The sequence below is a fragment of the Streptomyces venezuelae genome (assembly GCF_008642295.1).
GTDB lineage: Bacteria > Actinomycetota > Actinomycetes > Streptomycetales > Streptomycetaceae > Streptomyces > Streptomyces venezuelae_C.
Map to the genome: position 1 here is coordinate 96126 of NZ_CP029190.1, position 26546 is coordinate 122671.

Annotated in this window: 30 protein-coding genes and 5 pseudogenes; 21 read left to right on the forward strand and 14 right to left on the reverse strand. The window is 69.1% G+C overall.

The window, feature by feature from the left end; genetic code table 11:
* The first annotated feature begins 73 nt into the window (after positions 1 to 73).
* Entirely contained in the window at positions 74 to 640 is a 567-nt protein-coding gene (locus tag DEJ50_RS00525) for an SAM-dependent methyltransferase (RefSeq protein WP_150205429.1), read from the forward strand.
* Positions 541 to 1347 (forward strand): hypothetical protein, encoded by an 807-nt coding sequence (locus DEJ50_RS00530; protein ID WP_150205431.1) that lies wholly within the window; start codon positions 541 to 543, stop codon positions 1345 to 1347. Before DEJ50_RS00525 ends, DEJ50_RS00530 begins: the two co-directional genes overlap by 100 nt.
* A gap of 401 nt (positions 1348 to 1748) precedes the next feature.
* Here DEJ50_RS00530 and DEJ50_RS34310 read toward each other — a convergent pair.
* Positions 1749 to 1985: pseudogene (locus DEJ50_RS34310) on the reverse strand (recombinase family protein); the annotation flags it as partial.
* 227 nt (positions 1986 to 2212) lie between these two features.
* Between DEJ50_RS34310 and DEJ50_RS00540 the strand changes: the two are divergent.
* Positions 2213 to 2938 carry a dienelactone hydrolase family protein gene (locus DEJ50_RS00540; protein WP_150205433.1) on the forward strand — a complete coding sequence of 242 codons (726 nt, stop codon included), beginning with the start codon at positions 2213 to 2215 and terminating at the stop codon, positions 2936 to 2938.
* Here DEJ50_RS00540 and DEJ50_RS00545 read toward each other — a convergent pair.
* From DEJ50_RS00545 to DEJ50_RS00555, 3 genes are all read right to left on the reverse strand, one after another.
* Positions 2928 to 3182 carry a hypothetical protein gene (locus DEJ50_RS00545; protein ID WP_150205435.1) on the reverse strand — a complete coding sequence of 85 codons (255 nt, stop codon included), beginning with the start codon at positions 3180 to 3182 and terminating at the stop codon, positions 2928 to 2930. The two genes, DEJ50_RS00540 and DEJ50_RS00545, sit on opposite strands and share 11 nt — an antisense overlap.
* A gap of 74 nt (positions 3183 to 3256) precedes the next feature.
* Positions 3257 to 3784, reverse strand: coding sequence for a hypothetical protein (locus DEJ50_RS00550; RefSeq protein WP_150205437.1), 528 nt, complete (start codon positions 3782 to 3784; stop codon positions 3257 to 3259).
* A 310-nt stretch (positions 3785 to 4094) separates the two neighbouring features.
* The gene (locus tag DEJ50_RS00555) at positions 4095 to 4421 is read right to left on the reverse strand and encodes a hypothetical protein (protein ID WP_223837492.1); all 327 of its coding nucleotides are present in this window, start codon (positions 4419 to 4421) and stop codon (positions 4095 to 4097) included.
* A gap of 844 nt (positions 4422 to 5265) precedes the next feature.
* On the opposite strand from DEJ50_RS00555, the gene DEJ50_RS00560 reads away from it, so the two are divergent.
* The 5 genes from DEJ50_RS00560 (at position 5266) to DEJ50_RS00580 (ending at position 9795) form a co-directional block, all read left to right on the forward strand.
* Positions 5266 to 6699 (forward strand): alpha/beta hydrolase, encoded by a 1434-nt coding sequence (locus tag DEJ50_RS00560; RefSeq protein WP_223837493.1) that lies wholly within the window; start codon positions 5266 to 5268, stop codon positions 6697 to 6699.
* Between the two features lie 304 nt (positions 6700 to 7003).
* Positions 7004 to 8389 (forward strand): MBL fold metallo-hydrolase, encoded by a 1386-nt coding sequence (locus DEJ50_RS00565; protein ID WP_150205441.1) that lies wholly within the window; start codon positions 7004 to 7006, stop codon positions 8387 to 8389.
* A gap of 124 nt (positions 8390 to 8513) precedes the next feature.
* On the forward strand, positions 8514 to 8648 hold the full coding sequence (locus tag DEJ50_RS35105; RefSeq protein ID WP_263399159.1) for a hypothetical protein: 135 nt from the start codon (positions 8514 to 8516) through the stop codon (positions 8646 to 8648).
* A 29-nt stretch (positions 8649 to 8677) separates the two neighbouring features.
* On the forward strand, positions 8678 to 9043 hold the full coding sequence (locus DEJ50_RS00575) for a rhodanese-like domain-containing protein (RefSeq protein WP_150205443.1): 366 nt from the start codon (positions 8678 to 8680) through the stop codon (positions 9041 to 9043).
* A complete protein-coding gene (locus DEJ50_RS00580; RefSeq protein ID WP_150205445.1) occupies positions 9040 to 9795 on the forward strand; it encodes a sulfite exporter TauE/SafE family protein in 756 nt (251 codons plus the stop codon). The genes DEJ50_RS00575 and DEJ50_RS00580 overlap by 4 nt, the downstream gene beginning before the upstream one ends.
* A 24-nt stretch (positions 9796 to 9819) precedes the next feature.
* Here the strand turns inward: DEJ50_RS00580 and DEJ50_RS00585 are convergent, their stop codons facing one another.
* A complete protein-coding gene (locus tag DEJ50_RS00585) occupies positions 9820 to 10107 on the reverse strand; it encodes a metal-sensitive transcriptional regulator (protein ID WP_150205447.1) in 288 nt (95 codons plus the stop codon).
* 80 nt (positions 10108 to 10187) lie between these two features.
* On the opposite strand from DEJ50_RS00585, the gene DEJ50_RS00590 reads away from it, so the two are divergent.
* Entirely contained in the window at positions 10188 to 10763 is a 576-nt protein-coding gene (locus DEJ50_RS00590; protein ID WP_150205448.1) for a rhodanese-like domain-containing protein, read from the forward strand.
* 56 nt (positions 10764 to 10819) lie between these two features.
* On the opposite strand, the gene DEJ50_RS00595 is transcribed toward DEJ50_RS00590, so the two are convergent.
* Entirely contained in the window at positions 10820 to 10999 is a 180-nt protein-coding gene (locus tag DEJ50_RS00595; RefSeq protein ID WP_150205450.1) for a hypothetical protein, read from the reverse strand.
* A 236-nt stretch (positions 11000 to 11235) separates the two neighbouring features.
* Between DEJ50_RS00595 and DEJ50_RS34315 the strand changes: the two genes are divergently transcribed.
* From DEJ50_RS34315 to DEJ50_RS34325, 5 genes and pseudogenes are all read left to right on the forward strand, one after another.
* The gene (locus DEJ50_RS34315) at positions 11236 to 12339 is read left to right on the forward strand and encodes a hypothetical protein (RefSeq protein ID WP_223837494.1); all 1104 of its coding nucleotides are present in this window, start codon (positions 11236 to 11238) and stop codon (positions 12337 to 12339) included.
* Positions 12340 to 12461: 122 nt separating this feature from the next.
* Positions 12462 to 12908, forward strand: a pseudogene (locus DEJ50_RS35530) (DUF6368 family protein); the annotation flags it as partial.
* Positions 12909 to 12993: 85 nt separating this feature from the next.
* A pseudogene (locus DEJ50_RS00610) lies at positions 12994 to 13194 on the forward strand (IS5/IS1182 family transposase); the annotation flags it as partial.
* A 43-nt stretch (positions 13195 to 13237) separates the two neighbouring features.
* A complete protein-coding gene (locus DEJ50_RS00615; RefSeq protein WP_150205456.1) occupies positions 13238 to 13561 on the forward strand; it encodes a hypothetical protein in 324 nt (107 codons plus the stop codon).
* A 151-nt stretch (positions 13562 to 13712) separates the two neighbouring features.
* Entirely contained in the window at positions 13713 to 13931 is a 219-nt protein-coding gene (locus tag DEJ50_RS34325) for a hypothetical protein (protein WP_411757568.1), read from the forward strand.
* Positions 13932 to 14144: 213 nt separating this feature from the next.
* Here the strand turns inward: DEJ50_RS34325 and DEJ50_RS00625 are convergent, their stop codons facing one another.
* Complete coding sequence (locus tag DEJ50_RS00625; protein WP_190344186.1) at positions 14145 to 14504, reverse strand: hypothetical protein; 360 nt, start codon at positions 14502 to 14504, stop codon at positions 14145 to 14147.
* Positions 14505 to 14878: 374 nt separating this feature from the next.
* Complete coding sequence (locus DEJ50_RS00630) at positions 14879 to 15427, reverse strand: putative immunity protein (protein ID WP_150205461.1); 549 nt, start codon at positions 15425 to 15427, stop codon at positions 14879 to 14881.
* Between the two features lie 684 nt (positions 15428 to 16111).
* Here DEJ50_RS00630 and DEJ50_RS00640 point away from each other — a divergent pair.
* The 4 genes and pseudogenes from DEJ50_RS00640 to DEJ50_RS00650 all read left to right on the forward strand — a co-directional run.
* Positions 16112 to 17364 (forward strand): annotated as a pseudogene (locus DEJ50_RS00640) (transposase); the annotation flags it as partial.
* 118 nt (positions 17365 to 17482) lie between these two features.
* Entirely contained in the window at positions 17483 to 17755 is a 273-nt protein-coding gene (locus DEJ50_RS33735) for a hypothetical protein (protein ID WP_190345090.1), read from the forward strand.
* 609 nt (positions 17756 to 18364) lie between these two features.
* The gene (locus DEJ50_RS00645; protein ID WP_150205462.1) at positions 18365 to 19054 is read left to right on the forward strand and encodes an alpha/beta fold hydrolase; all 690 of its coding nucleotides are present in this window, start codon (positions 18365 to 18367) and stop codon (positions 19052 to 19054) included.
* Positions 19055 to 19239: 185 nt separating this feature from the next.
* Positions 19240 to 19770: a hypothetical protein gene (locus DEJ50_RS00650; RefSeq protein WP_150205463.1), complete on the forward strand. Its 531-nt coding sequence runs from the start codon at positions 19240 to 19242 to the stop codon at positions 19768 to 19770.
* A 136-nt stretch (positions 19771 to 19906) separates the two neighbouring features.
* Here the strand turns inward: DEJ50_RS00650 and DEJ50_RS00655 are convergent, their stop codons facing one another.
* Together DEJ50_RS00655 and DEJ50_RS00660 are read right to left on the reverse strand one after the other, a co-directional pair.
* Positions 19907 to 21277 carry an MFS transporter gene (locus DEJ50_RS00655; RefSeq protein ID WP_223837495.1) on the reverse strand — a complete coding sequence of 457 codons (1371 nt, stop codon included), beginning with the start codon at positions 21275 to 21277 and terminating at the stop codon, positions 19907 to 19909.
* Positions 21274 to 21813, reverse strand: coding sequence for an ArsR/SmtB family transcription factor (locus tag DEJ50_RS00660; RefSeq protein ID WP_150205464.1), 540 nt, complete (start codon positions 21811 to 21813; stop codon positions 21274 to 21276). The genes DEJ50_RS00655 and DEJ50_RS00660 overlap by 4 nt, the downstream gene beginning before the upstream one ends.
* Before the next feature lie 202 nt (positions 21814 to 22015).
* Here DEJ50_RS00660 and DEJ50_RS00665 point away from each other — a divergent pair, with 202 nt between their 5' ends.
* On the forward strand, positions 22016 to 22321 hold the full coding sequence (locus DEJ50_RS00665) for a hypothetical protein (protein WP_223838222.1): 306 nt from the start codon (positions 22016 to 22018) through the stop codon (positions 22319 to 22321).
* Positions 22322 to 22375: 54 nt separating this feature from the next.
* On the forward strand, positions 22376 to 22564 hold the full coding sequence (locus DEJ50_RS34330; RefSeq protein WP_150211787.1) for a hypothetical protein: 189 nt from the start codon (positions 22376 to 22378) through the stop codon (positions 22562 to 22564).
* 662 nt (positions 22565 to 23226) lie between these two features.
* On the opposite strand, the gene DEJ50_RS00675 is transcribed toward DEJ50_RS34330, so the two are convergent.
* The 3 genes and pseudogenes from DEJ50_RS00675 to DEJ50_RS00685 all read right to left on the reverse strand — a co-directional run bounded on the left by DEJ50_RS00675 (position 23227) and on the right by DEJ50_RS00685 (position 24650).
* Positions 23227 to 23916: an SMI1/KNR4 family protein gene (locus DEJ50_RS00675; RefSeq protein ID WP_150205465.1), complete on the reverse strand. Its 690-nt coding sequence runs from the start codon at positions 23914 to 23916 to the stop codon at positions 23227 to 23229.
* A gap of 90 nt (positions 23917 to 24006) precedes the next feature.
* Positions 24007 to 24355: pseudogene (locus DEJ50_RS00680) on the reverse strand (transposase); the annotation flags it as partial.
* 49 nt (positions 24356 to 24404) lie between these two features.
* Positions 24405 to 24650, reverse strand: a complete 246-nt coding sequence (locus tag DEJ50_RS00685) for a hypothetical protein (RefSeq protein WP_150205467.1) — start codon at positions 24648 to 24650, stop codon at positions 24405 to 24407.
* Between the two features lie 262 nt (positions 24651 to 24912).
* On the opposite strand from DEJ50_RS00685, the gene DEJ50_RS00690 reads away from it, so the two are divergent.
* Positions 24913 to 25545: a hypothetical protein gene (locus tag DEJ50_RS00690; RefSeq protein ID WP_150205468.1), complete on the forward strand. Its 633-nt coding sequence runs from the start codon at positions 24913 to 24915 to the stop codon at positions 25543 to 25545.
* Here DEJ50_RS00690 and DEJ50_RS00695 read toward each other — a convergent pair.
* Positions 25538 to 26464 (reverse strand): hypothetical protein, encoded by a 927-nt coding sequence (locus DEJ50_RS00695; protein ID WP_150205469.1) that lies wholly within the window; start codon positions 26462 to 26464, stop codon positions 25538 to 25540. The genes DEJ50_RS00690 and DEJ50_RS00695 overlap by 8 nt on opposite strands.
* Positions 26465 to 26546 lie beyond the last annotated feature (82 nt).

Genomic DNA, 26546 nt, shown 5'->3' on the forward strand with positions numbered 1-26546 from the left:
GTGGTCAGTTCTTCCGTATGACGCCCGGGTCCTTCGGACGGGCCGACATGCGGCTCGATTCGAGGAGGTCACGATGTCGACGGCTGTGGAGCAATTGTCGTCCACGCAGGTGGGGGCGTTCTATGACCGGCTGGGAGCGTACTTCGCGACGGTGTACGGCGGGGAGAGCAACATTCACTTCGGCTACTGGGACGACGCGGCGGACTCGGCCGGTCCGCGGGAGGCGCAGGACCGGCTGACGCGCATGGCCCTGGCGGCGCTGGACCTCAGCGAGGGCGGCTGGCTGCTGGATGTGGGATGCGGAACGGGCGGGCCTGCTCGGCTCGCGGCGACCGAGTCGGGGTGTTCGGTGGCCGGGGTGACGGTCAGCCGTACGCAGGTCGAGCGGGCGCACCGGGAGGCTGCGCGTGCGGGTCTGGCGGGGCGGGTGCGGGTGCAGTACGCGGACGCGATGCAGTTGCCGTTCCCCGACGGGTCCTTCGATGCGGTGTGGGCGCTGGAGTCGGTGTCTGCCAGCCCGCCAACGACCGCGCGGCTGTCGTGTGGGACCGCACGGGCGGATCGAACGCCCTCAACGACTGGCGCACCGACGCCCAGCTGGTCGTCGACATCGAGCCCATCGCGGGCACCGACAACGTGAAGCTGACCGCCCGCGTACGGGGCCTCGCCATCACCAAGGAAGACAACAAAGGCGTCTGGAAGCGCGCCGAATCGTACTGGGCGACCGGCGAGCTAAAGCTCCAGGCCCGGGACGTCAACGGCAGCTTCACCGTCGTGGTGCGCGAACAGACCAGGGGCGAGATCAAGGTCGCCGGAGTGGAGCCGGCCGAGCCGTGCACTCTCACCTACACGCTGCCGCGCGCCCAGCTCATCGACCACGCCATCGACTTCTCGTATCACGTGGACGACGCCACCCGGATCTCCCGGGCCACGGTCTCCGGACGCTGCGTTCTCAACATCCCTCCGTCCATGGACACCTACCGGCCCGGCACCGTCCGCGACCCCGCCACCGGCGAGCGGTCGGGAGACAAGACGACTGCGAACACCCCGATCCAGCACAAGCTGCACGGCTACGCCAAGCTCACCACGGCGGACGCCGGGAACGGCGCGGACACCAACATCACGGCCAACGTCCACATCAGCGTCACCGGAATGCTCGGCGCCCCGGAACTCCTCACGAAGGTCAGCGTTTTGGAGCGCTACGACGCGCAGAAGGACGCCTGGGTCTCCGTTGCCTCCCGCAGCACCCGCAAGACCAAGGGCATGACCAGCAGCTCCGTCGACGCCGACACACTGACGGCCCGCGTCGCCGGCAAGATCGCGCCGCTCTGGAACACCAGCAGCTGACCCATCCGGCGCCGCCCTCGGGGAGTATCCGAACAGCGCGGCCTGCTCGGCGGGCTCCGGGTCGGCCGCACGGAGGAGCCGCGGCTGACGCCGTGGTCGCGGGCGAGGGCGGCGATGGAGCGGCCTTCCAGGTACGCGGTGTGGACGGCGTCGGTTTGTCGGCCGCCACGGCGGGGCGGCGTCCGCCCTTGCTGCCTGTGGCCTCGGCGGCCCGCAGTCCGTCGTAGGTCAGCTCGCGTTGTAGGTCGCGTTGGAGGTAGCGCTGGAGTTCGCCGGCGGGGGCAGGGGGTCTCCAGCTCGCCGGTGCTCGGGGGGCGGGCGGTAAGGTCCATGGCGGATGCGCCGTCGTGGATGCGCAGGGCGACTTGGTCGCGGTGGAGGACGTCGAGCACATCGAGGATGCGGCCGGTGCCGCGTACGAGGCGGAACATCTCGGAGATGTGCACGGTGTCGCCCGGCCGCGCGTAGGTAAGAAGTTCGCGGAACTCCGGGCGCTGGAGCGGGTGGAGGCGGCTGGAGGTGCCCGGGGCTTCCGCGAAGACGACCGGGTCCTCGATCCCGGCCTCGTTAAGGACGAGGTTCTGCCGGGCGGTGGACTGCTGGTCGGTCGAGACCCGCTTGTAGACCAGGTTCCCCACTCGAAGGCCCCTTCCGTACGGAGGATCGGACCCCGTCTGTCGTGATGGGATTCAGGTCGCCGCGAACCCCGGGATTGCATTGGTTCATCGGACGCGTCAGCCCCTGTCGTCAAACGATGGCGAGCTCCAGCGGTCGACGCGTCCGGGTGACGTAGGCGGGACAGACTGCTGTCTGCCATCGGTGAACACCACCCCGAGCGGGCGCAACGGTCATTACCGTCCAGCACATGACGACGGTCACAACGCGTACGGTCGAATACCCCGCCGACAACCTGACGATGATCGGACACCTCGCGCTCCCGGCCGGTGCAGAGCGTCGGCCCGCAGTCCTGATCGGACCCGAAGGAGTGGGGCTCAGCGATGTCGAGCGCCGCCGGGCCGAGGCTCTGGCCGAGCTGGGGTACGTAGCGCTGGCCTTCGACCTCCACGGTGGACGCTATTTGGCAGACCCGGAGGAAATGTTGGCCCGTTGCATGCCGCTGCTCGCCGACCCCGACCGGCTGCGAGGAATCGGTCACGCCGCGCTCGACGTGCTGCGTGCCGAACCACGGGCCGACCCCGACCGGACCGCCGCCATCGGCTACGGCACTGGGGGCGCAGTCGCACTGGAACTCGGTCGTGACGGCGTCGACCTGCGCGCGATCGGGACAGTCAACGCACTGACCACGGGCCGACCGGGCGAGGCGGCACGCATTCGCTGCCCGGTATGGGCCGGAGTCGGGTCGGAAGACCCGATCATGCCGCCCGCCCAACGGGACGCGTTCACCGCAGAGATGCAGGCCGCGGGCGTCGACTGGCGCCTCGTGGTCTACGGAGGGGCCCTTCACGCCTTCCACCACCCACCGGTCGACCACACCACGCCTCCCGGCGTCGGCTACCACCCACGGCACGCACAGCGAGCCTGGCGTGACATCGTCGCCCTGCTCACCGAGTGCCTGCCCGTCACGGATTGATCCGATCGGATCCCGATACGCACTCCGGCCCGCCGTCGTCGTCTTCGTCCCGCTCCGGTGCGTCCGGGTCGCGCAGCGGGCGCAGGGCGCCGACGGCCGGGGTGGAGGCGGTGAAGCTGTAGCGGCCGAGCGCGCGCAGCGGCGTGAGCCCGATCTGGTCGACATCGCCTTGGTGCGCTCGCCGCAGGAGCCGGCCGGCCTGGCCGGACCGCTTGCGGCTTCTCGTCGGTCCTGCCCGTCTCACGTTGCCCCGGCGTCCAACTCACGCAAGGCCCTTGGACTGCCCTGTAACTCGGGGAGCTGAATGCGGTGGCTCGTTCAGCACATGGTGCGGGTGACCGTGGTGTCGGGGATTGCGGCGGCCTCGTAGTGGCTGTGGTTTCCGGTCAGTTTGGCCTTGGCGCCGAAAATCTTGAAGGTGAACCGGCCATGAGCCCTTCCGTCACAGTTGAAGCGGAACGCGTTGGTGGTGAGGGTGGGCTCGTCTCTCAGCCCGTTGTAGACCAGACCGAAACCGCCGCTCTTCACCAGTTTTTTCTGCCCGTCACGGATCTCGAACCGTCCGCCGGCACGGCAGCTCATCTGGCTCCAGCCGATCACCTGCCCGCCCCAGCACTTCGCCTGGAAGGAGCCGTGGGGGCCGCCGTAGGCGCTGAGACAGGTCTGCCAACGCACTGAGGTCCACCGGTCGGAACTGTAGTTTTCCGTCTCCGGAGTGCAGGTTTCGTCGGCAGCCTGGCGAGCGGCAGGCACGACGGAACCGGCGTGCGAGGGCGCCGCCGCTGCCGTAGCGGCCACCGTCATGCAGGCGGCAGCGACAACACGGATCATCTCGTTCGTCTTCACACGCCGGTGAACGACGACCACCGCGAACGGTCACTCTGTACGAGCCGGCAGACACTGGCCCCCTCGTAGCGCCCGTCGCACGGGGCCGTGCAGCATCCATACCGGCTGCCCTCGCTCGTCCCGCTCCGGACCGGTCTTCCGCCCGTTCTTCCGCGAAACCGCGCTGTGGCAGTGTTTGTCCGTGTACGACGTCAGCACCCGACCTGAGCACCGGGCCATCACACGTGCTGCCGTGCAGCCATCCGATTGACGTGTCGTCACCGGCGATGCACCACCTCGGATATGGCATCGATCCGACGTGATGGTTCTGTCACGGCTGTGCACTCTGGCGGTGCATGGGTGGCCGGTCGAGTATCTCGATGTACATGATCCGGCCGTCCACGACGTCCAGGATCAGCATCCCTTTCGAGGGCAAGAGAGGCACACAACGATGGCCCGGGCCGTACGGCTGCCCCCGCGGATGTTCTGCCGTCCGGATGCTCTGGCAAAAGTCATCGCTGCAGCCGCACTCGTCAACCAGACGCAGATCCCACGCGCAGATGGCCAGCTCGCGTTCTCCTTCATCCTCCAGGAGGGTGGTCAGCTCGGCGATGAGACCTGGGAAGACATCGCGAATGAGTGGGTGGTCCGGCTCCATGGGCGGAGGGTAGCCGGGGCGGCCGGCTGAGCGCGACGACGGATGCGCGGCCACAGCCGGCAAGATCACGATCTACCGGCCGGAGTATTGAGCGGGAAACCCTTCAGGGCGGAAAAGGCGCTGGTCCAGCGAGTGCGAGGCACACCTCGTACGCTCTCCGCCGGCACCGCAACACCGCTCCACCGGAGGCGTTGTCAATTTCCCCGCTCTGCCAGCGCAGCCCGAGCGCCTACGAGGCCCGCGGCGCGTCGGGCGGCGTGGCGCCCGCGTGCCCGTTCTGCCGAACCTCCATCCACCTGCGCTCCCAGCGTGGCGGGCAGTGCTGCTGTGCCCGCGGCTGGACCGTGGCCCGGCCCCGGTCCTGCGACCGCTGCCGACGCAGGCGCCCGGTGGCCGGGTACAACGCGGCCGGCAACCCGTTGTGCGGGCCGTGCCGGCAGTCCGATCCGTTCCTCCACAGGCCTTGCGGCAACTGCGGGGAACTGCGCGTTCGCGCCGTCCACCATCTCTCCGCCCACCGGTTCCCGGCTCGCGGAGGCGGCCGAATCGCGGTTTGGTGGTTTCAGGGGCAGGTGTCCGTACGGCGGTCTCGGTGTGACGGTCTCCGCGTCCGGGCAGCCCCCGACCGGACGGAGGAGGGTGCACCATGCCCGCAGCCGAACCCCGACGCGAACCCCCACACGCACCCAGACCCCCGCTCCGACCCGAACGTCGCTCACGCCGCGGCCCCCACCGCGCCGCCGCACTCGCCGCCGCCGCGCTCTGTTCCGCCCTGCTCGTCCAGCCCACCCCAGCCCCCGCTGCCGGGCCGACGCCGACGCCGACGCCGACTCCCTCTGCGGCCGTGCCCCGCCTGGACTGGCGCCCGTGTACGCCCGGTAACCCGTACGACTGCGCCACCGCCCGCGTCCCCCTGGACCACGCGGCCCCGGCCGGCCGCACCATCGACCTGGCCGTCGTACGCCGCGAGGCGACCGACCCCGCACGGCGCGTCGGCACCCTCTTCATCAACCCCGGCGGGCCCGGCGGCCCCGGCACCGTGCAGGTCCCGCAGAACTACGACGCCATCCCCGCGGAACTCCGCCAACGCTTCGACATCGTCAGCTGGGACCCCCGCGGCATCGGCAACAGCACGGCCGTCAACTGCTTCGACGACACCGACGAGGCCCAGGCCTGGGCCCGGTCCAAACCCGGCGGCTTCCCCGTCACCGAGAAGGAACGCACGGCCTGGGACGAGGCCTACGAGGACCTCGCCCGCCGCTGCGAGAAGCAGGACCCCGACCTGCTGCGCCACGTCTCCACCGCCGACACCGCCCAGGACCTCGACCTGCTCCGCCAGGCCGTCGGCGAACCCCGCCTCACCTACATCGGCGTCTCCTACGGAACCGTCCTCGGCGCCACCTACGCCAACATGTTCCCCGGCAAGGTCCGCGCCATGGTCCTGGACAGCAACATCGACCCCAACGCGTGGACGAACAACAACAGCCCGGACGCCCGCACCAGCACCCTCCTGCGCATGGGCTCCGACCGCACCGCCGCCGCCACCCTGGACCGCTTCCTCGACCTGTGCGGAGCCGCCACGACGGCGAAGTGCGCCTTCTCGGCCGGCAGCCCGCAGGCAACGCGCGAGAAGTTCGACCGGCTGACCCAGCGCCTGCGGGAACGTCCGGTCGGCCCGTGGACGTACGCCGTCACCGTCTCCGACGCCGTCAACTCCCTCTATCTCGTGGCCGGCTGGCCGGCCCTCGCCCAGCGGCTCCAGGACCTGTGGCAGGGCCGCGCCCCGCAACAGGCCGCGTACCCGCCCCCGCCGCCCGTCCGGCACCCCAACCCGTACCTCGGCGAGGAACAGCCGATAGCGGTGTGGTGCGGCGACAGCCCCAACCCGGAGGACCCGGCGGTCTTCCAGCGCCTGGAGGAGGAGAGCGCGGCACGGGCGGGCGACGCCGGCCGCTACTGGACCTGGTCCGGCGAACCCTGCACCACCTGGACGGCCCGAGCCGCCAACCGCTACACCGGCCCCTGGGACAAGTCCACCGCCCACCCCATCCTCGTCATCGGCACCCGGTACGACCCCTCCACCCCCTACGAGGACGCCCAGGCCATGGCCCGCGAACTCGGCGACGCCCGCCTCCTCACCCATGACGGCTACGGCCACACCGTCCTCTTCAACAACGCGAGCACCTGCGTCGCCACCCACGAAACCCGCTACCTCGTCGACGGCACCCTCCCGCCCACCGGCACGATCTGCCGGCCGGACCGACAGCCCTTCTCCTGACCCCGACCTGCCCCGCAGCACCGTGCGTGCCGCGCGGTATTCCCGGACACCTCTACCGGGAAAAATACCCTGGGGGGTATTTGACAGCGCGCAAGGAGAGCCCCTACCGTCGAGTGCGTAATACCCGAGGGGGTATACGGGTCCGGGTCCGCGGCCTGACAGGCGCTCCTCGCAGGCCGTTCCGTCTGGGCTCGTTCCGCCCACGTCAGGGGCAGGGGCAGGGGCCGTGGTACCGCGTGCAGCCGGTGTCCCTCTGCATCCCCTCGGATGCCCGGGTGTGCCCGTCTTCCGCCGGAGGTCTGTCGTGTTCTTTGCCCAGTACTACCTGGACTGCCTGTCTCAGGCGTCGTACATGATCGCGGACGAGTCCACCGGGCAGGCCGTGGTCGTGGATCCGCGCCGGGACATATCGGAGTACCTCGCCGACGCCGAGGCCCGCGGGTTTCAGGTGGTCGGCGTCGTCAACACGCACTTCCACGCGGACTTCGTCGCCGGCCACCTGGAGATGGCGGCACGTACCGGGGCGTGGATCGGCTACGGGCGGCGCGCCGAGACGGAGTACGCGATCCGCAAGCTGGCAGAGGGCGAGACGATCAGTCTCGGGGACGTCACCCTGGAGATCATGGAGACTCCGGGGCACACCCCGGAGTCGATCAGCGTGCTGGTCTACGAGCGCGGTGAGGACACCGTCCCGTACGGCGTGCTCACCGGCGACGCCCTGTTCATCGGCGACGTGGGCCGCCCCGATCTGCCGGCTTCCGTCGGCGTCACCGCCGGCGAGCTGGGCGCCATGCTGTACGACAGCGTGCAGAACAAGCTGATGGGCCTGCCCGACGAGGTACGGGTCTTCCCCGCGCACGGCGCCGGCTCCTCGTGCGGCAAGAACCTGTCGACTGAGAAGCAGTCCACGATCGGCGAGCAGCGGGCCACGAACTACGCCTGTGCCCCCATGGCCGAGGCGGAGTTCGTCGGCCTGGTCACCGCCGGACAGTCCACCGCCCCGGGCTACTTCGCCTACGACGCCGACCTCAACCGCCGCGAGCGCGGACTGTACGACCCCGACTCGGCGCCCCGGCCGCTGACGGCAGCCGAGTTCACCGAGCGCCGCGCCACTGGTGCCGTCGTGGTCGACGCCCGCGACCCGCAGGAGTTCGCTGCCGGCCACCTGCGCGGCGCGGTGAACGTGCCGGCCGACGGTCGCTTCGCCGAGCAGGCCGGCACCGTCCTGGACCCAGGGGCGGAACTGCTCGTGGTCGCCCCGCAGGACCGCGAGGAAGAGGTCGTCACCCGCCTGGCGCGCATCGGATTCGACCGCGTTGCCGGCTACCTGCGCGGCCCCGCCGACGCACTCGCGGCCATGGCTGACGAGGTCACCCCGGCCAGCCGCGTGACCGCCGCCCAACTGCGCACCGCGCTGGCGGGAGAGGAGCCGCCGGTGGTCATCGACGTCCGCACCTGCGGCGAGCGCGGAGCGGACGGGTTCATCGACGGCGCGCTGCACATCTCGCTCGGCGAGCTGGCGCACCGTCTGGACGAGATTCCGGCCGGCCGGCCCCTGGTCCTGCACTGCGCGGGCGGACACCGCTCCTCGATCGCGGCCAGCCTGCTGCGCCACCGCGGGTTCACCGACGTCTCCGACGTGCTGGGCGGCTACACCGCCTGGGCGCTGCAGACCGCACCCGCCGCCTGAGAAGCACGCCTCTTCCCGCACACGCGCCGGCCGCCCCCGGGACCCATCCCAGTCCACCAGCTGCACGGGCTTCTGTCCGGCGGCCCGGCGGGCACGGTGTGGGTGCACTGCGCCGACGGCATGCGTGCCGCAATCGCCGCCGACCCTGCTCGACGCCGCCGGCCGCGACGACGCTGCCGGCCGCGACAGCGTCGCCGTGGACGTCGCGTTCGACGCCGCCACCGACGCCGGCCTCACCGTCCCCGGCCCCGGCCCCTGACCACCCTCTCCTCCGAAAGGACCGGCGTGATGTTCCTCTTCCGCCGTGGCAAAGCGCGCCTCACCCCCGAACAGGCCCACAACCGCACCAGCGGGGAAAACCCCGAAGCCGTGCTCCTCGACGTCCGTGAGATGCCCGAGTGGAAAGCCGGCCACGCCCCCGGGGCCGTCCACGCACCCCTGACGGGCTTGCTGGCCGGGGCCGCGCTGCCCGCCGACGCGGCCGGCAAACCGCTGGTGGTCATCTGCCGCAGCGGTCACCGCTCCCGGCAGGCCGCCAAGCTCCTCGCAGAACGCGGGGAGCAGGCCGTCGACGTCAAGGGCGGCATGAACGCGTGGGCCGCCGCCGGGCACCCCGTCCTCGACGAGCGCGGCAACAACGGCCAGATAGCGTGAGCACTCTCCTCCTCGCCCTCGTCGCCGGAGGCGTGATCGGACTCGCACTCGGCGCCTTGGGCGGAGGCGGCAGCGTCCTGGCCGTGCCCGCCCTGATCTACCTGCTCGGCCTCACCCCGGCAGCCGCCACCACCGCAAGCCTGATCATCGTGGCCGCCACCTCCACCACCGCTCTGTACGCGCACGCCCGGGACGGCAACGTCGCATGGAAGACCGGACCGCTCTTCGCCGCCGCCGGCATCATCCCCGCCCACCTCACCGGCGCGGCATCCGCCCGCGTACCCGAAGCGGTCCTGACCGCCGCGTTCTCCGGGATCGCCGCACTGGCCGCGACCGCCATGCTCCGCACCCGCCGCGACCGCGCACCCGGCTCCGGTCCCGTCCCCGTCCACCCCGCCCGGGCGGCCGGTGCTGGCGCCGGACTGGGCGCGGTCACCGGATTCATCGGCGTCGGCGGCGGATTCCTGGCCGTGCCCGCCCTCCGGACCGTGCTTGCGTTGCCCATGCGCAAGGTTGTCGGTACCAGCCTGCTCGTCATCACGGTCAACTCGCTCGCCGCGCTCACCGCCCGCACGGGCACCGGCGCCGGGCTCGACTGGGGGGTCATCGCCCCGTTCACCGGAGCGGCGATCCTCGGAGCCTGGGACGGCAAACGCCTCGCGGCGAAGATCTCCGGCCCCGCCCTGCAGAGGATCTTCGCCTACGTCCTGCTCGCGGTCGCCGCCGTCATGCTCGCCGACGCCATCTGGTGACCGGCGACCACCACGTCCCGCGGCTCACGCCAAGGAGAGGAACAGCTTCTCCAGCCGGGCACGCATCTGATCGCGGTCCTCACCCGAGCGGGCGCCGTCCTCGACGTCGGTCATGCACTGCTGCAGCCCCGTGGCGATGATCGCGAAACCGGCCCGGTCCAGCGCACGGGAAGCGGCGGCCAGCTGGGTGACGACCTCCTCGCAGTCCCGGCCCTCCTCGATCATCCGGATCACACCGGAGATCTGGCCCTGCGCACGGCGCAGCCGGTTCAGGACCGCCTTCAGCTCGGCACCCGCCAGGTCAAGTTCCACCACAACTCCTCACGCAATACCCCCAGGGGTAATATAGTCCCCGGCTGGGGGCCCGTCGACACCCAAGGATGACATCTGCTATGTCCACGCCCACGGCACTCGGCACCACCGAGGCGCGCACCCGCCTGCACGAACTCACCGTCATCGACGTGCGCACCCCCGGCGAATACGCCGCCGGCCACCTGCCCGGAGCCCTGAACATCCCCCTCGACCAGCTCCAGCGCGCCCTGACCGACCTCCGCCACGCCGCCGACCGCGGTGACATCCTCGTCGTGTGCGCCTCCGGCGCCCGATCCGAGAACGCCTGCAAACTCCTCGCCGAGCACCACATCCCCACCGCCACCCTCACCGGCGGCACCGGCGCCTGGACCGCCGACGGCCACGACCTTCACCGCCCCCGGACCGGCGCCCGTGCCACCTGGGCCATGGAACGCCAGGTCCGCTTCACCGCCGGAACCATCGTCCTGCTATGCCTGCTCCTCGGCGTCCTGCTCCACCCGGCCTTCCAGTTCATCGCTGCGGGCATCGCCGGCGGACTGGTCTTCTCCGCCCTCACCAACACCTGCGGCATGGCCGCCCTGCTCGCCAAACTCCCCCACAACCGAACCAGCGCCGCCGACCTCGACAACACCCTCGCCGCACTCCGCAACCGCTGACACCCCGGTCCGGCCGCACGCCGACGGCCTTCTGCCGCTGGTGCGCGGCCGGACCGTCAGCCGCGGGAGATCACAAAACCCGCCACCACCAGTGGCGCCCGGCCGATCTGCGTGCGATCGGTTTCGGTACCGAGGAGCCCACCGCACACGATGCCTTCCTGCTCTCGCAGGCCGAGGCGATGATGGCTGCCGGCGATTTCATCGGGAACACCGAGGCTTCCCGCAATCTCGCCCACTATCTCGGCGGTACGGGTACGGTGCTGCGGCTCGACATCGACCGCGCCATGAGCGACGACGGAAGCTTCCGCGGGGCGGTCGCCTCGGACATCTCCAACCACCGGGACCGGTGGAAGCAGGAGGCCCTGGACGCCTTGGGAAGTCGGGCGGGGCACCGGTGTCGATCCCGGTGGAGACAAAGGCGGTCGGCGGCACCTTCGAGGACCGCAACCGGTACCTCGGAGTCGGCTCCCACATGCGCAACGTCTCGGGGAATGTCTCGGTCGTACCGGATGCACAGGGCCAGCCGAAGATCACCATGGATTACCAGGTCAACGTGTGGGACCGCTACAACTGGGATGCGGGGAAAGAGGCGCTCTGGAGCGCATGGTGGCAGCGATGGCCGCGCTGGGTGGCCCGCGCAACGATGGTGTGGGCGGTGCTGTATACCGGCTTCGCCCTGGCGTGCGCGCTGAGCGGGGCCCCCTTGCTTCACCACGGCGGTAACTCAGGGGCCTCCGAGTTGGGTTGGGCAGTCGTGGCGGTGGGTGCGCTGGGAACGTTGGTCAGCGGAGCGGTGGTGCTGTACGGGCTGCTGCCACCGTTGCGGGTGCTGCTCTGGGTGGTTTGCGGGCTCACAGGGATCACCGCGTTCAGTCTGCTGATGGATGTGATCACGCTGATGCTCGGTCAGGGAGTGGACAGCCGAACCTCCGCTGCGAACAAGGCCCTTGCGGCAGTCGGAGCGGTCCTGCTCGCGGCCACGGCCCGATCCGATCGCCTGCCCGCCGGCACCACCGTACGAGCGCCGTCCGCCGCACCTCAGTACGCCCAACGCGCCGCCTGGGCAGGGACGCTGGCCTTTGTTCCGTACGCGGCGATGAAACTGGTCTGGGCGTCCGGCGGAACGTTCGCGGGGATCACCGGTGAGGAGATGCTCGCGGTCTCGGAGCGCAACGGCGCCTCGGGGATCTTCCTCACCCTGGAGTCCTGGGGCTTGGACGCCAGCGTGCTGTTGGCCGCGCTCGGTGTCTTCCTGCTGTGGGGCCTGGTCCGCCCGTGGGGGCAGGTCTTCCCGCGCTGGACACTGTTCCTGCGCGGGCGCCGGGTACCGCTCTGGCTCCCGCTCGCCCCGGCTCTGCTCGGCGCTGCCACGCTCGCCCCGTACGGAGTTCTGGGGATCGGATACCTGTCCCTGGCCACGTCCGGCGTGGTGACGATGCGGCGCGGCGACTTCCACTCCTCGGGCGACGCGCTGCTGGTCGGCTGGATCGGGATGCTCGCCTTCGCCGTGTACGGCATCGCCCTGACCGTGTCGGCCCGCTCGTACTGGCGCCGGACGTGTCCTACTCGCTCATGAGTGTCAACACACAGTGGCTGTCGACGGCCATTGAGGTGCCGTCTACTGGCCGCCCATGGGGGATCTCAACCGGCCGCTGTCACAATCCTGCCCCAACGTCATGAGCGGTCCGGTGTTGGTGATTGAGTTGGCGGCGCCCGTCCCACCCGTATCCATGCAGCGACTCCGGGAATTTCCTTGTCCGTTCCTCATCTCACTTTGAGGAGAATCGGGTCGGCGAGTTCGACCTGAACATTCACGCGGAGAGCCTCGGAATCGCCGAGACCGGGGGCATCGACGGACGCCGGCCTGTTGTGGTCTCGCTCATGGTATCCGGCATCGGCGACGAGGCCATCTTCGAGGCCGAGCACGCCGACGAGGTCGACCAGGAACCCCTCATCGGCTTCACCCCGACCCACGCCGTCGACGTCATGGCGTTCTGCAACAGGCCGGTCGACCACGTCGTCACGGCCCTGCTGACCGCTGCTGTCATGGACGTGATCGGCGGCGTCGCCAATGCCGAACTTCTTGAGGATCAAGTCCCGATCGTGACCGGCCTTCCAGGCACCATCGCGACGATGACAGATCCGTGGCCTGCCGCCTACGGTTCAGCGGAATTCCTCAGAGCGTGGGCTCGGCAGCCAGGCTTCCCTGATCCCGCTGGTGAAGGGCACACCCCCAATCCGCTCCCGCCGCGGCCGGCGCCGACGCAAACCCGGCAAGCTCCACGCCGACAAGGGCTACGACTACCGCCACCTGCGGCAATGGCTGGCACAGCGAGGCATCCGGCCCCGCATCGCCCGCAAGGGCGTCGACACCTCACAGCGGCTCGGACGACACCGCTGGACCATCGAACGGACCATGGCCTGGCTCGCCGGCTGACTCCATGCGTGGTGAAAGCTGCGCCATGATGGCCAGCGTGAGCAAAGAGACTGCGTTTGAGGCCGTGGCACGCCTGTACCAAGGGTTCATGAAATTGCCCTTTCCTCCCAGATTGGCTGGCGCGGACCGGGCCGGCTTCGACCTGGTGATGCTGGACTCGGACACCGCAGCCTGGGTTTCCATCTGGATCGAGAACGGCGGCGAGCTCGAAGCGCGAGGTCGAAGCGGTCTGCTTCGCTGCATCGCCCGCCTGGACCAGGTCATACCTGTACTCAGCGAAACGGACCATCCTGAGTACTGGCACCACCTGCACGAGATGGCCCGCCTTGTCGCGGATTTCCCCCAGGCAGACACCAAATGAGATGACATGGCCTTCGACGACTCCGGAGATCCAGGTCAGGTCAGGTCAGGCCGGCGATCACCGCATCGCGGTCACGGACGATACCTGCGGCAGGCGTGTGGAGGCTCGGGAGGTCGTCCCTGCTGGTCCGACGGCCCGCCGGGACCCGCACATGACCCCACTGCCGGGCGTGTACCTGTGCTCGGCATCCACCCCGCCGGGGCCGTCCGTACACGGCATCTGCGGATACTTCGCGGCCCGCTCGGCGCTACGCCGCGAGTACGGCATCCCAACGCCGACCAGCCTGGCCCCCGTACCCGACCCGATGCCCGTAGACCGGGTGGTCCGCCACAAGGGGACGACCACCCGAGCAGGGAAACACCATGACTGACAGCACCATCGCCAAGAGAACCTGGACGAGGACAATCGCCAACCTTCAACGAGCCAAGGCCCCCGCCGAATGCAATCGAGGATCTCGTTGGACCTTCGACTGGCTTCCACCTCGTTGACGGCGAGGCGCTCCCGGCTGGGAGTTCACATCACGCGAAATTGGCCCGTTGAATATCGGATTTCAACGGACTGCCCGGCATTAGGAAAGTTTCCCCTAATTGGCAGATCTGGCGCGGCTGTAAACTTCAGGCCGCTCGCCATCCGTAAACGATACGAGAACCGCACCATCATCTTTCTTGCGAACGAACACCGTTTCGGTGCGCCCATCTGAAAACGTGAGGAGGATGGTAGGTTGTGAGGTTTTGTCGATAAACAGCCATTCGCCGGCCCCGTCGACCAGCGCATAGCCTTCGGCCGTTTTCTCCTGGCTATCAACCCTAAGGTCTGCAGCGACGAATCGCCCATCTCCTTGGAGCGTCAAGGACCCGTCACTGCTGTCCTGCCAGGCCCCTTCGACTTCCCCGCGCCGCACCCCGGCACCGCTGTCGAGTCCACGCTGGGCCGCCTCCGACAAGGCACACCCCGACAAGAGCGAAGCCGCGAGCAGTGGAACTACGCCTCTAGCTGCACGGCGAATCACACTCCAGACATCCTCTCCCAAATGCATTACAAAACCACCTCCATGCAACTCTCCGTCGAATATCTGGCCGCCATCATCCGCCGGGCCCGTACCCCTTGACCCACTGAAGGAGCACATCCCCCACCAATTTGTCTGCAGTTGCAGGATTAGCCATTTCGTGGCCTCACATCGTCGTCACCGGATCAGCCTGGCATTCCTCCTGCAATTCCTGCATGACGGGAATTCAGTACGTCGGCATCGGCCTGTCAGCTGGCAGGCCAAAACGCCAGATCTCTGGTCAGGAGGCCACATGATCTGGGCGCTGCAAGTCATTCAGTGAGGTTGAGCGAACGAAGGTCAGCGTCCAGCATGCGGATCAATTCACCAACCCGTCCTCCGCCACCCGGTGCAGCTGGGAAGCGTTTGAGCACGTCAACGACGACCGGTGTCGCGCGATGCACCGCTCGCTCAACGCGTTCGGCACCAATACTCGGATTGCCGCCAGCAACGAGTTCGGCTGCTCTGGCCGCGTGAGCGCCTGCTCCGAGAATGTGCTTGACCTGGGTGGCCTTGGCCAGAGGATGCAGGTAGGCGGCGCCTGCCGCAGACATCGCTGCCCGAGCTGCCTCGCGCGCAGCGGCAGTGTCCGCGCTCTTGACCGCCTTGAGGGCTGCCCACGCTGTGTCGCGCAGAGACTGCCCACGCTCACCGCCCAGGGCGAACTCCCACGCGGCACCGATAGCGTCTCGAGGACGCGAGTCGTCCGGCTGATCTGCCTCGAATACCTCGAGCACCACTTCCGCACATGCCGCAGCGAACGCGGTCACCTCACGAAGGTCTTGCTTGCTCAGAGCAATCCCGCTCGCTTCGTCTGCCATGGTTCCATCCTCGACCATTGCGCTGGACAGCAAGGCGGCAGGGGGCTCCAGGCTGCTGAGCGACCAGTGCGTGCGGGTGCCTTTCGCGTGGGTGGACTGAGGATCAGAAACATGCGCTCAGCTTGTTCTTTATCTTCGGTGGTCTGTGGACGGGTAAGACGGGCCCATGGAGGCGTCCAGGTCTTCGATGATCTTGCGGAGTTCGCGGGCTCCGCGAGGTGACATTGCTCGGATCACGCCGTCGAGTAGCGCACGGCCTTGGAGAGGGTTGCCGCAGCAATACCAGTGCACGTTGCCGAACTCGTCGTCGTGCCAGAGTTCGCGTGCGGGGCGGTGGACGTAGTCCTTCCACAGTCGCAATGCCGCGCTGGTGTCGCCCGGCTGGAGATAGTTCCGCGTGCGTTCAAGGCGAACGATCTCGGACAGCGCTCGCGAGGAGAGGCGGTCGATGGCCGGCGTCTTGTGCTGTGACTGGTGCCGGTCCGGGATGCTGGCCCGGATGCGTCCTGGCCGTCTACGCGGCATGGGCCTTTCGGTTGGTCGTCATGCCGTACATGGTGCCACGATCTCGAACGGTGTCTCGAACGGGTTCGCTCGCCTGGGGATTCGCCGGATGTGGAGGCGGCCTTCGTCTGATCATGTGCTCCGACCAAGGTGCACGTGACCACGACGAAGGCCGTGAGGGTGAGTCTGCTGCCTGATGCTGTCCGGAGGGAGGCGCTCGCTGAAGCGTCACGCTTCCGTGGCGAGTTCTACGAGTGTCTGACTGCCCGGCGTGACGCGTTGTTCGAGCTGGCGGGCGCGGTGCTGTGTGTGAACGTGCGGTGAGGTCCCCGGGCGACTTGACGCTGTTGCCCGAACACCGCCGTGGGCACCGGGTTCTGTACGGCGGACTCAACCAGGGCCGGATCGGCGTCGACCTGCTGCGTCGGGCTCTGGCCAAGGTGCCGTTGCTGAGGGCGGCGGACGGTCGGCTCGTGCTGGCGGTGGATGTCGCTTTTTGCCACACGTTCGGCCGGGGTATCAGATGGTGTCGGGCCGGCCGTACTCGGTGGTGGACGCGTCGGAGACCGGCCGCACGTCCTGGACGGCGGTGCTGGACACGGGATACGACGCCTCGCGCATCGCCCACCTGCTGGACGAGCTGCCCGTCGAGATCCTTGGCCGGCTTCGGTCCGATCGCGTGACGCGGCGTCCGACACCCTCCCGCGAAGAGTTCCACCTGGCCAACCCCAAGGGCGGCCGGCCACCCAAGCACGGTGGCGAGTTCGTCTTCGGCGATCCCGCAACCTGGGGCACTGAGCAGGCCGTGACAGTCACGGATACCCGGCTCTAGGGAAGGCGACTGCGCAGGCGTGGGACCGTCTGCACCCGCGGCTGACTCGACGGGCCGCTGCCCATCATCGAGGGAACCGTCTTCCGCCTGGTCGTGGAGAAGCTTCCCAGCGGCGGAGTCAACAAGCCGGTATGGCTGTGGTGGTCGGGCACCGGCGCTACCGAAGCGGACGTCGAACCGCTGCTGACAATCGTTCCTGCGTCGCTTCGACATCGAGCACACGTTTCGCCTGTACAGGCAAACCCTCGACTGGACCAAGCCCCGGCTCCGCAGCTCCGAGGCGGCCGACAGGTGGACGTGGCTGGTGATCGCCGCCTATGCCCAGCTCCGCCTCGCGCGCCGCCTGGCCACCGACCTTCGTCGGCCCTGGGAGCGGCCGACTCCGCCGAACAAGCTCACGCCCGCTCGTGTCCGTCGGGGATTCTGCCACCTGTGCACGAGGGCCGGCTCCCCGGCTGGTGCACCGAAATCTTCCCGCCCGGGTCCGGGCCGGCCGCCAGGCTCCAAGAACCAGCGACCGGCACCGGCACCCCGCCACGGCGTCGGGCGGGTCCTCGCCACCGGTGAGGCATACGCCCGACCAGCCCACCGCAAGGTCGGCACCGAGCCCCGCCGCGGCACCTGGATGTCCGCCCGCCTGAACCGTCAGGAAGCCGACGAGGTTGGATGGCTCCATGGTGAGACGAAAGCGGGGGAAGAAGAGGCGCCCTCCCTTCGGCATGCCGAAGGGCATCGTCCTGCTCACGACGCCGGAAGGCTGGCGCCACAGTGTCCTCACCGTGGAAGGCGGGATGTTCTGCGGGCGCCTCGCCGACGTGCCGGTCAACGCCGACCCGGCCGAGGCACGGGCCGCCGCGGCGGCCATGGTGGTCGGACTCGCACACGACTTCCACGAAGCTGACGTCGACGTGACCTGGGATCCGCCCCGGCAACCCGGGGCCTGGACCGCCCAGGTCACCGTTGCCGCGGCCCAGGCGAACGCCAGTGGCTAAACCACAAGCTCAGCTTGCGCGGCGAGTCTTCTGCCTGGGCGACCATGGGGCACCTCTGCCTCGCCCCGACCGCCGTCCCTGCCGCCGGTGTTTGGGGCCTCCCCCGCCCTCAGCATGACCCACAGACCCACAGCTCATAACGGCAGCCGAACGGCAGGTGGCACAGACGCCGTGGGAGCCCGAGTACCTGTTCGGCCCTGGCCAGCGCAAACCCCCCGTACGGCCGTGCGTCGAGGTGGTGCGGCTCCGCGCCTTGGCCGGGGCGCGCGCGAAGCGAGGGCAGTCGCCCTGAATCGTCCAGCCATCTCTTCGCCAGTCGCCACGCCGGCGGTGCTGATCACGGGGCAGGTACCGGCCCGTGCCGATGTGAAGGAGACCCGTGGCCGAGGACGTTATCAGGGCCTTGCCTCGTTCAGACGGACTTGGTTTCGGCGTCCGGGTAGCGCAGTTCCCCACGGACGAAGAGGCCGCCACGATTCGGGGGCCCAGCCCAGCGTCATCCCCTGCCTGGACCACCCCGGATGTGAGCGGACGTGTCCCGGTGTCGACTGGTAGGCGTTCGGTCGGGTGCGCGGACGATCAATCCGCGCCGAGCAGAGGAACGTGTCCATGGCATCGAAGAAGCCGAGCATCGTCTTCGCCCACGGTCTCTGGGCCGATGGCTCCTGCTTCAGCAAGCTGATCCCCGCCTTGCAGCGGGAGGGGCACGAGGTGATCTCCGCGCAGAACACCCTGGATTCACTGGAGGGCGAAGTCGATGCCGTCCACCGCGCCCTGGAGCGAGTCAGCGCCCCCGCGGTCCTCGTCGGCCATTCCTGGGGCGGATTCGTCATCACCGCCGCCGGCAACCACGAGAAGGTGGCCGGCCTGGTCTACCTGGCCGCACTCAGCCCGGAGGCCGGCGAGAGCGCCCAGGAACAGATCGGCGCGTTCACCCAGCCCGAACTGTTCTCGCACCTGGAGGAGGAGAACGGGCGGATCTGGATCGCCCGTGACGGCATCTCGTACTTCTGCGGCGACCTGTCCCCAGAGGACCAGCAGGTCGTCTGGGCGACCCAGGGAGCCCCGCGGGCCGAGATGCTCACCTCCACGACCGACAACCCGGCCTGGAAGTCCAAGCCCAGCTGGTACCTCCTCACCACAGGCGACCAGGCCGTCCACCCCGATCTTCAGCGCTTCGTCTCCCAGCGCATGGGCGCCACCACCGTCGAAGTCGACAGCAGCCACGTCCCCATGCTCTCCCAGCCCGAGGCCGTCCTCGACGTCATCCGCACCGCCGCCAAGGCAGTAACCACATAGCCTCGCCGGTGGACCGCACCGCCCACCTGGCGAGCGGCGGCCCCGGACGACAGCTGCTGACGCCCACCGAAACTGGCTGTGGCGGATAATTCGGGAAGCACATGATGGCGGGGGGGCCGATGGTTGGCTCATGCCTGATCGCTAGCGCCGGGTCCCGGGGCCCGGCATGCCTTGAGGGGGCTGCGGTGGTGGTCGGCGAACTGGTACGCGCAGAACTGCGACGCGTCGATTGGGCGTCGTTGGAGTGCGGTTGCGGTGAATCTGCGGAGCACGTGCCGCTTCTGATCGAAGCGATCATCACTGCCGAGACGCCTCAGGACATGGTCGGATACACCCTCGATGGTCATGTCGAGGAAAGCACGATCCTCTTCGAGTGCGCTCCGCCAGCGGTCGGCGTGATCATGGCCGCGCTGGCGGGCGACCTCTCAATACTGGCCCGAGACGTGCTGCTGCAGACGTTGTGGTTCGTGGCTGCGGGGTCCAGCGACTACGGGCCGTCTCCGAGAGGTGAGAGTCTGGGCGAGGGGTGCCGGCACCACGTGCAGGACGGGTTCTGGAGTCTTGTCCAGATTGGGCTCACGGGTACTGCGGAAGACGCCGAAACGGTGGCGGACATCTGTGAGTCCTTCGGGCTGGGCGGTGACAAAGCCGTCTTCTACACGGCCGAGCTTCGCGACCGTGTGCACGCGAAGACCAAGCGCGGGCGACGCGTCTGACGCCGTAAGGATCAGGGTGACGGGGCAAAGACGACGGTTCGGAAGAGGGCGAGCGAAGCACGGCCGTATGACCGACGTTTGATCAGTTTGATGCGTGCGACCTGCCCCCGACGGGCGCCAGAGCTCCATGGGAGGTTCAGGCCGTTGACGACGGCGTCCCAGTCGTGGAGGACTGCTGCGGAGCCCCTGGACCGGCTGTGGGCCTTGTGTGGGCGAGATCGGGTGCACTCTCCTGGGCGGGATCCTTGGGTGCCGCCGCGTGATCTGGACCGTTGGCCGGGGCGGCGGCACGCAGCGCCGCTTCGACGCGGCGGTTGCTCGTCATGGATGCCGTGATGGCCGTCATCGCCAGGAGGAGGAAGGCGGCAGCGTAGAGCGGGGTGCGGACGTCGTAGGTGGTGGCCAGCCAGCCGCCGACGAAGGCCCCGATGGTGGCGGCGCACATGGCCAGCATGCGGGAGGTGGAGGCGACCCGGCCCATGAGGTGGGCCGGGACGATCGCCTGCCGGAGGGAGGGGCCGAGCACCATCGTGGCGCCCATGCCGGCCCCGCAGACGGCGAGCGCCAGCCCGGCCACGTACGGGTTCGGGGCGGCGGCAAGGCCCAGGATGGCAAGCCCTTCGAGGGCGGCCGTGCAGGTCAGCGCTGTGCCGGTGCCGAGTCGTCGGCCAAGGTGGGAGGCGATGGCTGCGCCGAGCAGACCGCCGGTGGCCTCCGCCGTGAGGAGCAGGCCGAAGCCGTACGTGTCGATGCCGAGGCGGTCGTGCGCGAACAGGGCGAGGACGGTCTCCACGGCGAGGAAGGCGATGTTCCCGACCGCCGGACGGAGCGCGAGCCCCAGCAGCAACCGGTCCCGGAAGACGTACGACGCCCCGGCCCGCGCCTGCCGGAGCAGCGGCTCGCGGACCTCCGGAACGGGCCGGGGCATGGCGGGCAGCGTACGTACGAGCAGTGCGGAGAGCATGAACGACACCGCGTCGGCGAGCAGCGGAACCGCCCGCCCGAGCGCGAGCAGCGCACTGCCCGCAGGCGGCCCCGCGAAGCCGGACATGGCGGTCTGGGCTCCGCGCAAGCGGGAGTTGGCGCGCTCCAGGAGTGCGGGGTCGCGGCGGAGCAGATCGGGCAGATAGGCCGTGGCGGCCGTATCGAAGAAGAGTCCGCCGAGGCCGAGCAGGAAGGCGACGGCGGCGAGCAGCGGAATGCTCAGCATGTCGAGCATGGCCGCCGCCACGGGTATCCCGAGCAGCAGCGCACGTGCCGTGTCCGCGACCCACATCGTGCGCCGGCGGTCCCAGCGGTCCACCAGCGCACCGCCGAGCACCCCGAAGAGCAGCCACGGCAGCGTTCCCGCGGCCGTGACGACGGCGAGCGCCATCGGATCCCGGGTCAACGTCAGGGCAAGCAGCGGCAGCGCGGCGTGTGTTACTCCGTCACCGAGCGAGGAGATCGTCTGCGCGGTCCACAGCCGTCCGAACCCGGTCGGCAACTTGCTTATATCTGAGGTCACTTGGCGCCTCCCTCGGCCTGCTCGCGCGGTGCCGGGTGGAACAGTGCGAAGACCAGTGACGCGTCCGGCAGCGACGGATCGGACAGCTCCCGGTACTCGTCCGCCAGAGCCTGCAACCGCTCCCCCAGCTGCGCGAACTGCTCCTCGGTGAGCCGCAGATGCGCCATCCGTACGTGCCGCTCGCCGTTCGCCGGCGACGCCTCCAGGTCCGCCACCGCATGCCGCATCAGCACATCCGGCCCTCCCTCGCCCGGATCCGGCAGCACGATCGACCGCGCGGCCATCGCGTAATACCGCTCGGTGACCCCCCGCACCTTCCGCGTCCGTACCACCTTCACCAGCCCGGCCCGCTCCAGCAGCCGCACGTGATAGCTGGAACTCCCCTTCGCAAGGCCCACCCGCTCGGCGATCTGCGTGATCGTCGCCGGCTCGAAGCGGAGCACGGCCATGATCCGGTGACGCGTGAGGTTGGAGACGGCGCGCAGCTGGTCGTCAGTGGTGACGTGAAACGTCTCGGGAAGATCGTCGGTAGGCATGGGAGTAATGGTCAACGAGTCTTGACCATTTGGCAAGGGAGATTACCTGCTGTCCGACGCGCGAGACCTTCTGCCAAGGCCCCCACCCGCTGGCGATCCACGGACGTGTCAACAATCCACAGCCTCCTCGGACCTGGCGGGCGACGGGTGTCGCCGGTGAGGTGAGGGCGCCGACTGCCTGCGCGAGCTCGGTCCTGGCCGCGTGCAGGACGTCCTGGCACGCTGTCCCGAACTGGACGCGGCTGCCGGACAGGTTCGCGGCTTCGGCGAGATGCTCACCGACCGTCTCGGCACCAGCCTCCCTGGCTGGATCAACGCGGCCGATGCCAGCCAATTACCTGGCCTCACCGGCTACGCACTCCACCTGCTCCAAGACCTCGATGCCGTGACAGCCGGGCTCACCCTCCACTGGAGCTCGGGTAGCGTCGAAGGTGCCGTCAACCGCATCAAAAGATGCAAAAGGCAGCTCTATGAACGAGCCGGCTCTTTCACCTGCTGCGGAAGATGATCCTGCTCCAGTAGCGGCTTGTAGTGTGGGGAACCGTCATGAGGAGTGATCGCTATCAGCAGGCGACGGTACGTAGCCAGGGGAGTACCCGGCGGTTATCGCATTTGGGACAACAAGGGGCGGCGATGGTGGGGTGACCACTACGAGCTCTGCCCTGACGCTCTCCTGACGGAGCTGAACGGCGCTGCCGAACCCGCGAAGCTCACTGCCCTTCTCAAGCAGTACCGAGCACAGAAGCGCTGACGGAACGAGCGACCGGTTTGGAGCGGGGTCGAGTGGACGGGGCTGAACTGGCCTCGGCCGGCTTCTTTGACTGCTCGATGAGTGGCGGCAGCGCCCAGCCCAGCACTTCGTCCTGCTCTTGGTCCACACTCGTTGCCTTCGCCCCGAAGGCGTACCGCGGCATGGACGTGGCCGTCGCGTTTTCGGTCGGCTGCCTGGTAGTCACTCTGACTGACGTCGACTGGCCCGGTGGAGTCCGCGTCCTCCTTGGACAGCCGACCGCTCACCTTCTCAGACAGGGCGCTCAAGTTGTCCAGGAAGCACCTCCTCGAACATCGAGGCGACGCTCCGCGACGGCTCCGCAAGATCTGTGCCAGAACCCACTACTGCTCCATCGAGCCACGCGCACAAGCTGCGCGGAACCACAGGGACCGGCTTGACTGCCCAGTGCGCCGTCGAACCAGATTCGCAGCGGCGCGAATACTTCGCGGTGTCCGCGGGCTTCGTCGTCCTGGCCGCGGCGCTGGCGCGTCGAATGCACCATCGGCTGGATCACGACTGCCTGCCGCAACGTCCGCGACTACGAGCGCCTGCCCCAGCACGTCGAAGCCCACATCAACCGGCCGCTCGTCACCCTCGTGACCAGGCGACTGGCCCGCCGCCAGCTCTACTGGGCCGGAAGCTCAGTCTGCCGCCGGGAGTGACGCCAGCTGACGTTCAGCCTTCTCAAGCCACGTCAGATACCAGCGAGCGAAGGTCATCGGCGCACCAGTGTCATCGAGAAGCGGCTTCAGGTCCTCGTCGTCCACCCTGTTGTCGGACCAGATGCGCCCACGCTCCGGGCCGCTGATGATCAGCCACTCGCGGGCGGCGCAACCCAGCGTCGAGATCACGACTGCGCCGACAGTGCGGTCCGCCGACCACATCACGGGTTCCCAGCGCTCTTCCCATGCCTCGATGGCGTCATCGAAGTCCTCGATCTCCTCGAAGGTTTCTTCTTCCGGGCGCTCGGACAGAAGCAGCCGGACTGCTTCCGGATCGGCGCCTTCACGCGGAAACGGCTCGGCCAGCCGGGACAGGTCCGCCAGGTCGGCTCCATCTCCCTCCCACCGCCAGCGCCCCTGGACGAGTCGTACCGGATACACCCCGTACGAGGGGCCGGCACCGCCGGCGCCGACGTGGAGGAGGAAGTCGCGGTACTCCCCTGGCAGCGACACACCCGTCTGGACCTCGAGGTCGGCCAGCTCTACCGGGTTCAAAGGGTCTTCGAGGAAGAACCTGTGCCCTATCGCACCAAAAACGCGGTCGCCAGCCGGCGCAGCAATGAGAGCCTGCACCCGCCCCCGCACTCCCGCCCACGTCGGGTCTTTCATGGGTCGAACCTATGCGGCACGACGAGCGTTACCGAGAGGGGGCAGGGTATGAGGGTCGGGCAGGTGAGGTGGCCGCGGATGTTCCTGAACGCCGGCTTGGCTGGCGATCACGATATGTGGGTCCCCTGTCTGCCACTGGCCCGCGGCGATGAGTGCTCGGCCCCGCAACTGGGCGGCGGTGAACGCGGTCGCGTCGTCCGCTGGGCCGTGCCATGCCGTGCCGTGCCGGACCACGTTCAGGATCGCGGTCCAGGACGGGGCGTCCGGCTGTAGTACTGCGCGCGAAGGAGTAGGGCCAGCCCGGAGTGAACTGTGACGCCGTCTTCGCGCGGCCGTGGACGTGGCAGAACAAACGCTCCGCAGAGCATGTCGCGTCCGAGCGAAGCCACGGTGACACATCAACGGCCAGGACCAGGCGCCCGCCGTCGAACCGAGGCAGACAGGGGCAGCCCGGCCAACACCGGCCGCAGCCGGTCCACGTGGGCGCCCTACCAACCCATGTTCTCGGCCACCTCGGCTTGGGCTGCGGCGATCTCTTCGTCGGTGGACTCGATGACGTCCACCTCTTCCAGACGTGCCAGAAGGTCCGCAAGAGCCTGCTTCTGAGCCGGGTGCGTGATCGGCACGGTGTTCAGGTCGGTGCTCATCAGCCAGTCGAACAGCACGATGGCGTCGGAACGCCACAGGTGGAGATCGACGGTTGGTGTAGACCCCCAGGGGAACCCAGTTTCCATACGGGCATCTTGGCAGGTCAGCGTGTTACGGATCAGCGCAGGGCCAGCTGTGGGGCCGGCGGGACTCGTCGCACGCTTGTCGGACCCATTCCTACAGCGGAGGCGGGCCGGTGCGGAGACGATGCCGCCGCATGCCGGTGCCCGCGCGGTACCGCCGCCCGGGGTGATGGCGCAGTGTCACCGTGCCGGTTCCGCGCTTACGGCGAGCCGCTGTGCGACGTTGGGCGCAGAGCCGAGCCGCAGCGGAGGGACGGACACCGTGATGCCGGACATCAGACGCGGCTTCGCCGCGGCGACGCTGCTGACAGCCCTGGTCGTGGGGGCGGCGGCGTGCGGGGGACCCGAACCCGAGCCCCTCCCGACCCGCGACACCACAACCACCGGCACGGAGACCAGTGCCGCCCCTACCGCGCCGGCGGACGAGGACCTGGGCAAGGTCTTCCCCGGCACCGGCGGAGGCTCCGGCGGTGGCGCGGCGATCTCCGTGCCGAGGGCACAGCTGGACGAGCCCGCCGGCGGCACCATGGAGCTCGCCAACAACCAGCAGGTGCCCCTCACCATCCAACCGCTGAAAGCCACGACCGACAGCGGGGAGCTCTCGATCGTCGAGGACGGCTGCACCGGCGTCACACTTCAGCCCGAGGAGACGTGCAGCGTCCAGGTCAGCCACATCGCCCACGAACCCGGCACGTGGCGGGGGACGGTCACCGCTCCGACCGTCGAGGGGCCCGTGTTCTCGGTGTCCCTGACCGGTGAGGCGGTCGAGGCCGCAGCTGAGACGACTTCCGAGTCCCCGACGCCGGGGCCCGGCGAGACCGAGACCGGGACCGGGACCGGGACCCCGGAGGGTCCTGACGCGACCGGGACTCCCACGCCCGCACCCGGGCTCACCTGACGGAGCCTTTCATCTGCACGCGGACCGTGCCGTCGTCGTCCGGGAGCACGACCGTCACGGTGTTCTTGTACCCCCCGTAGTAGGGGACGAGGTAGAAGCGGGTCGGGGTCTTCACCAGGAGGCGAAAGCCTCTGTACCGGTACCGGTAGGGCCCCGCCCCGGCGCCCAGGTCCATGAACTCGATGTCCTTGGCGTGGTGGACCAGCGGCAGGCGCGAAAGGACCTCCACGGCCGGGTTCCGTTGCATGCCGCCGTTCGCGTCCGCCACCGCCTGGGCCTCGCCGGCCATCGCTGCGTACCGGGACACGCCGTGGAACAGGCTCAGCGTCAGCATCCCCAGGAGCAACGCCCCGGCCACGAGCCACAGCCGGTCGGCGTCGCGGGCCCGCGGGTTCCGTCGCCCGGCATCGTGCTGGCCGAGGCGCACTTGGATGGCGAAGAAGGCCAGGGTGGCTCCGAGCGCCACCACGAGGCTGGGCAGCAGCCCGCGTGGCCAGCCCGCAGGGAGGAAGGCGAGCAGGTCTTCCCGGAAGAAGACGGGGTAACCCCCGACCACCCCCAGGAGCAGCCCCACCGCCAGCAGCGCGCGGTACGCCGTGCGGCGCCACCGCTCGTTCTCCGGGCGGGCCAGGGCGTGCCCGAGCCAGCCGAGGACAAGCAGGACGAGGAGCCCGCAGACGAGCAGCACCCAGACCGGGAAGAAGAGGGTCTGCGGGCTGCGCGCGAGGACGGCCTCGATGGAGAGGGGCAGGTCGCTGAGCGGGACGCCGAACGCGCGGTAGTAAGCCTCGTTGTACTGGTTGCCGAAGTAGTAGAGCAGCCCGACTACGACGGCCCCGGGCGCTGCGACGTACGCCGCCTTGTCCAGGAACGACCTTTCGGGAGGGGCCGACGGCGGTTGCTGCGCCTGCACGGGCATGCGCTCAGTCTGTCCGGCCGTCACCGGGCCCGCACGTCATGGCCGTCCGCCCGGCTGACACCCCCGCCGCCCGGCGGACGCG

Bases quoted from the DNA above. Each gene is read 5' to 3' on its own strand.
- DEJ50_RS00525 (WP_150205429.1), top strand. From the start codon at position 74: ATGTCGACGGCTGTGGAGCAATTGTCGTCCACGCAGGTGGGGGCGTTC.
- DEJ50_RS00540 (WP_150205433.1), top strand. From the start codon at position 2,213: ATGACGACGGTCACAACGCGTACGGTCGAATACCCCGCCGACAACCTG.
- DEJ50_RS00555 (WP_223837492.1), bottom strand. From the start codon at position 4,421: ATGGAGCCGGACCACCCACTCATTCGCGATGTCTTCCCAGGTCTCATC.
- DEJ50_RS00575 (WP_150205443.1), top strand. From the start codon at position 8,678: ATGTTCCTCTTCCGCCGTGGCAAAGCGCGCCTCACCCCCGAACAGGCC.
- DEJ50_RS00590 (WP_150205448.1), top strand. From the start codon at position 10,188: ATGTCCACGCCCACGGCACTCGGCACCACCGAGGCGCGCACCCGCCTG.
- DEJ50_RS34315 (WP_223837494.1), top strand. From the start codon at position 11,236: ATGCGCAACGTCTCGGGGAATGTCTCGGTCGTACCGGATGCACAGGGC.
- DEJ50_RS34325 (WP_411757568.1), top strand. From the start codon at position 13,713: ATGACCCCACTGCCGGGCGTGTACCTGTGCTCGGCATCCACCCCGCCG.
- DEJ50_RS00630 (WP_150205461.1), bottom strand. From the start codon at position 15,427: ATGGCAGACGAAGCGAGCGGGATTGCTCTGAGCAAGCAAGACCTTCGT.
- DEJ50_RS33735 (WP_190345090.1), top strand. From the start codon at position 17,483: ATGCCGAAGGGCATCGTCCTGCTCACGACGCCGGAAGGCTGGCGCCAC.
- DEJ50_RS00645 (WP_150205462.1), top strand. From the start codon at position 18,365: ATGGCATCGAAGAAGCCGAGCATCGTCTTCGCCCACGGTCTCTGGGCC.
- DEJ50_RS00660 (WP_150205464.1), bottom strand. From the start codon at position 21,813: ATGCCTACCGACGATCTTCCCGAGACGTTTCACGTCACCACTGACGAC.
- DEJ50_RS00675 (WP_150205465.1), bottom strand. From the start codon at position 23,916: ATGAAAGACCCGACGTGGGCGGGAGTGCGGGGGCGGGTGCAGGCTCTC.
- DEJ50_RS00685 (WP_150205467.1), bottom strand. From the start codon at position 24,650: ATGGAAACTGGGTTCCCCTGGGGGTCTACACCAACCGTCGATCTCCAC.
- DEJ50_RS00690 (WP_150205468.1), top strand. From the start codon at position 24,913: ATGCCGGACATCAGACGCGGCTTCGCCGCGGCGACGCTGCTGACAGCC.
- DEJ50_RS00695 (WP_150205469.1), bottom strand. From the start codon at position 26,464: ATGCCCGTGCAGGCGCAGCAACCGCCGTCGGCCCCTCCCGAAAGGTCG.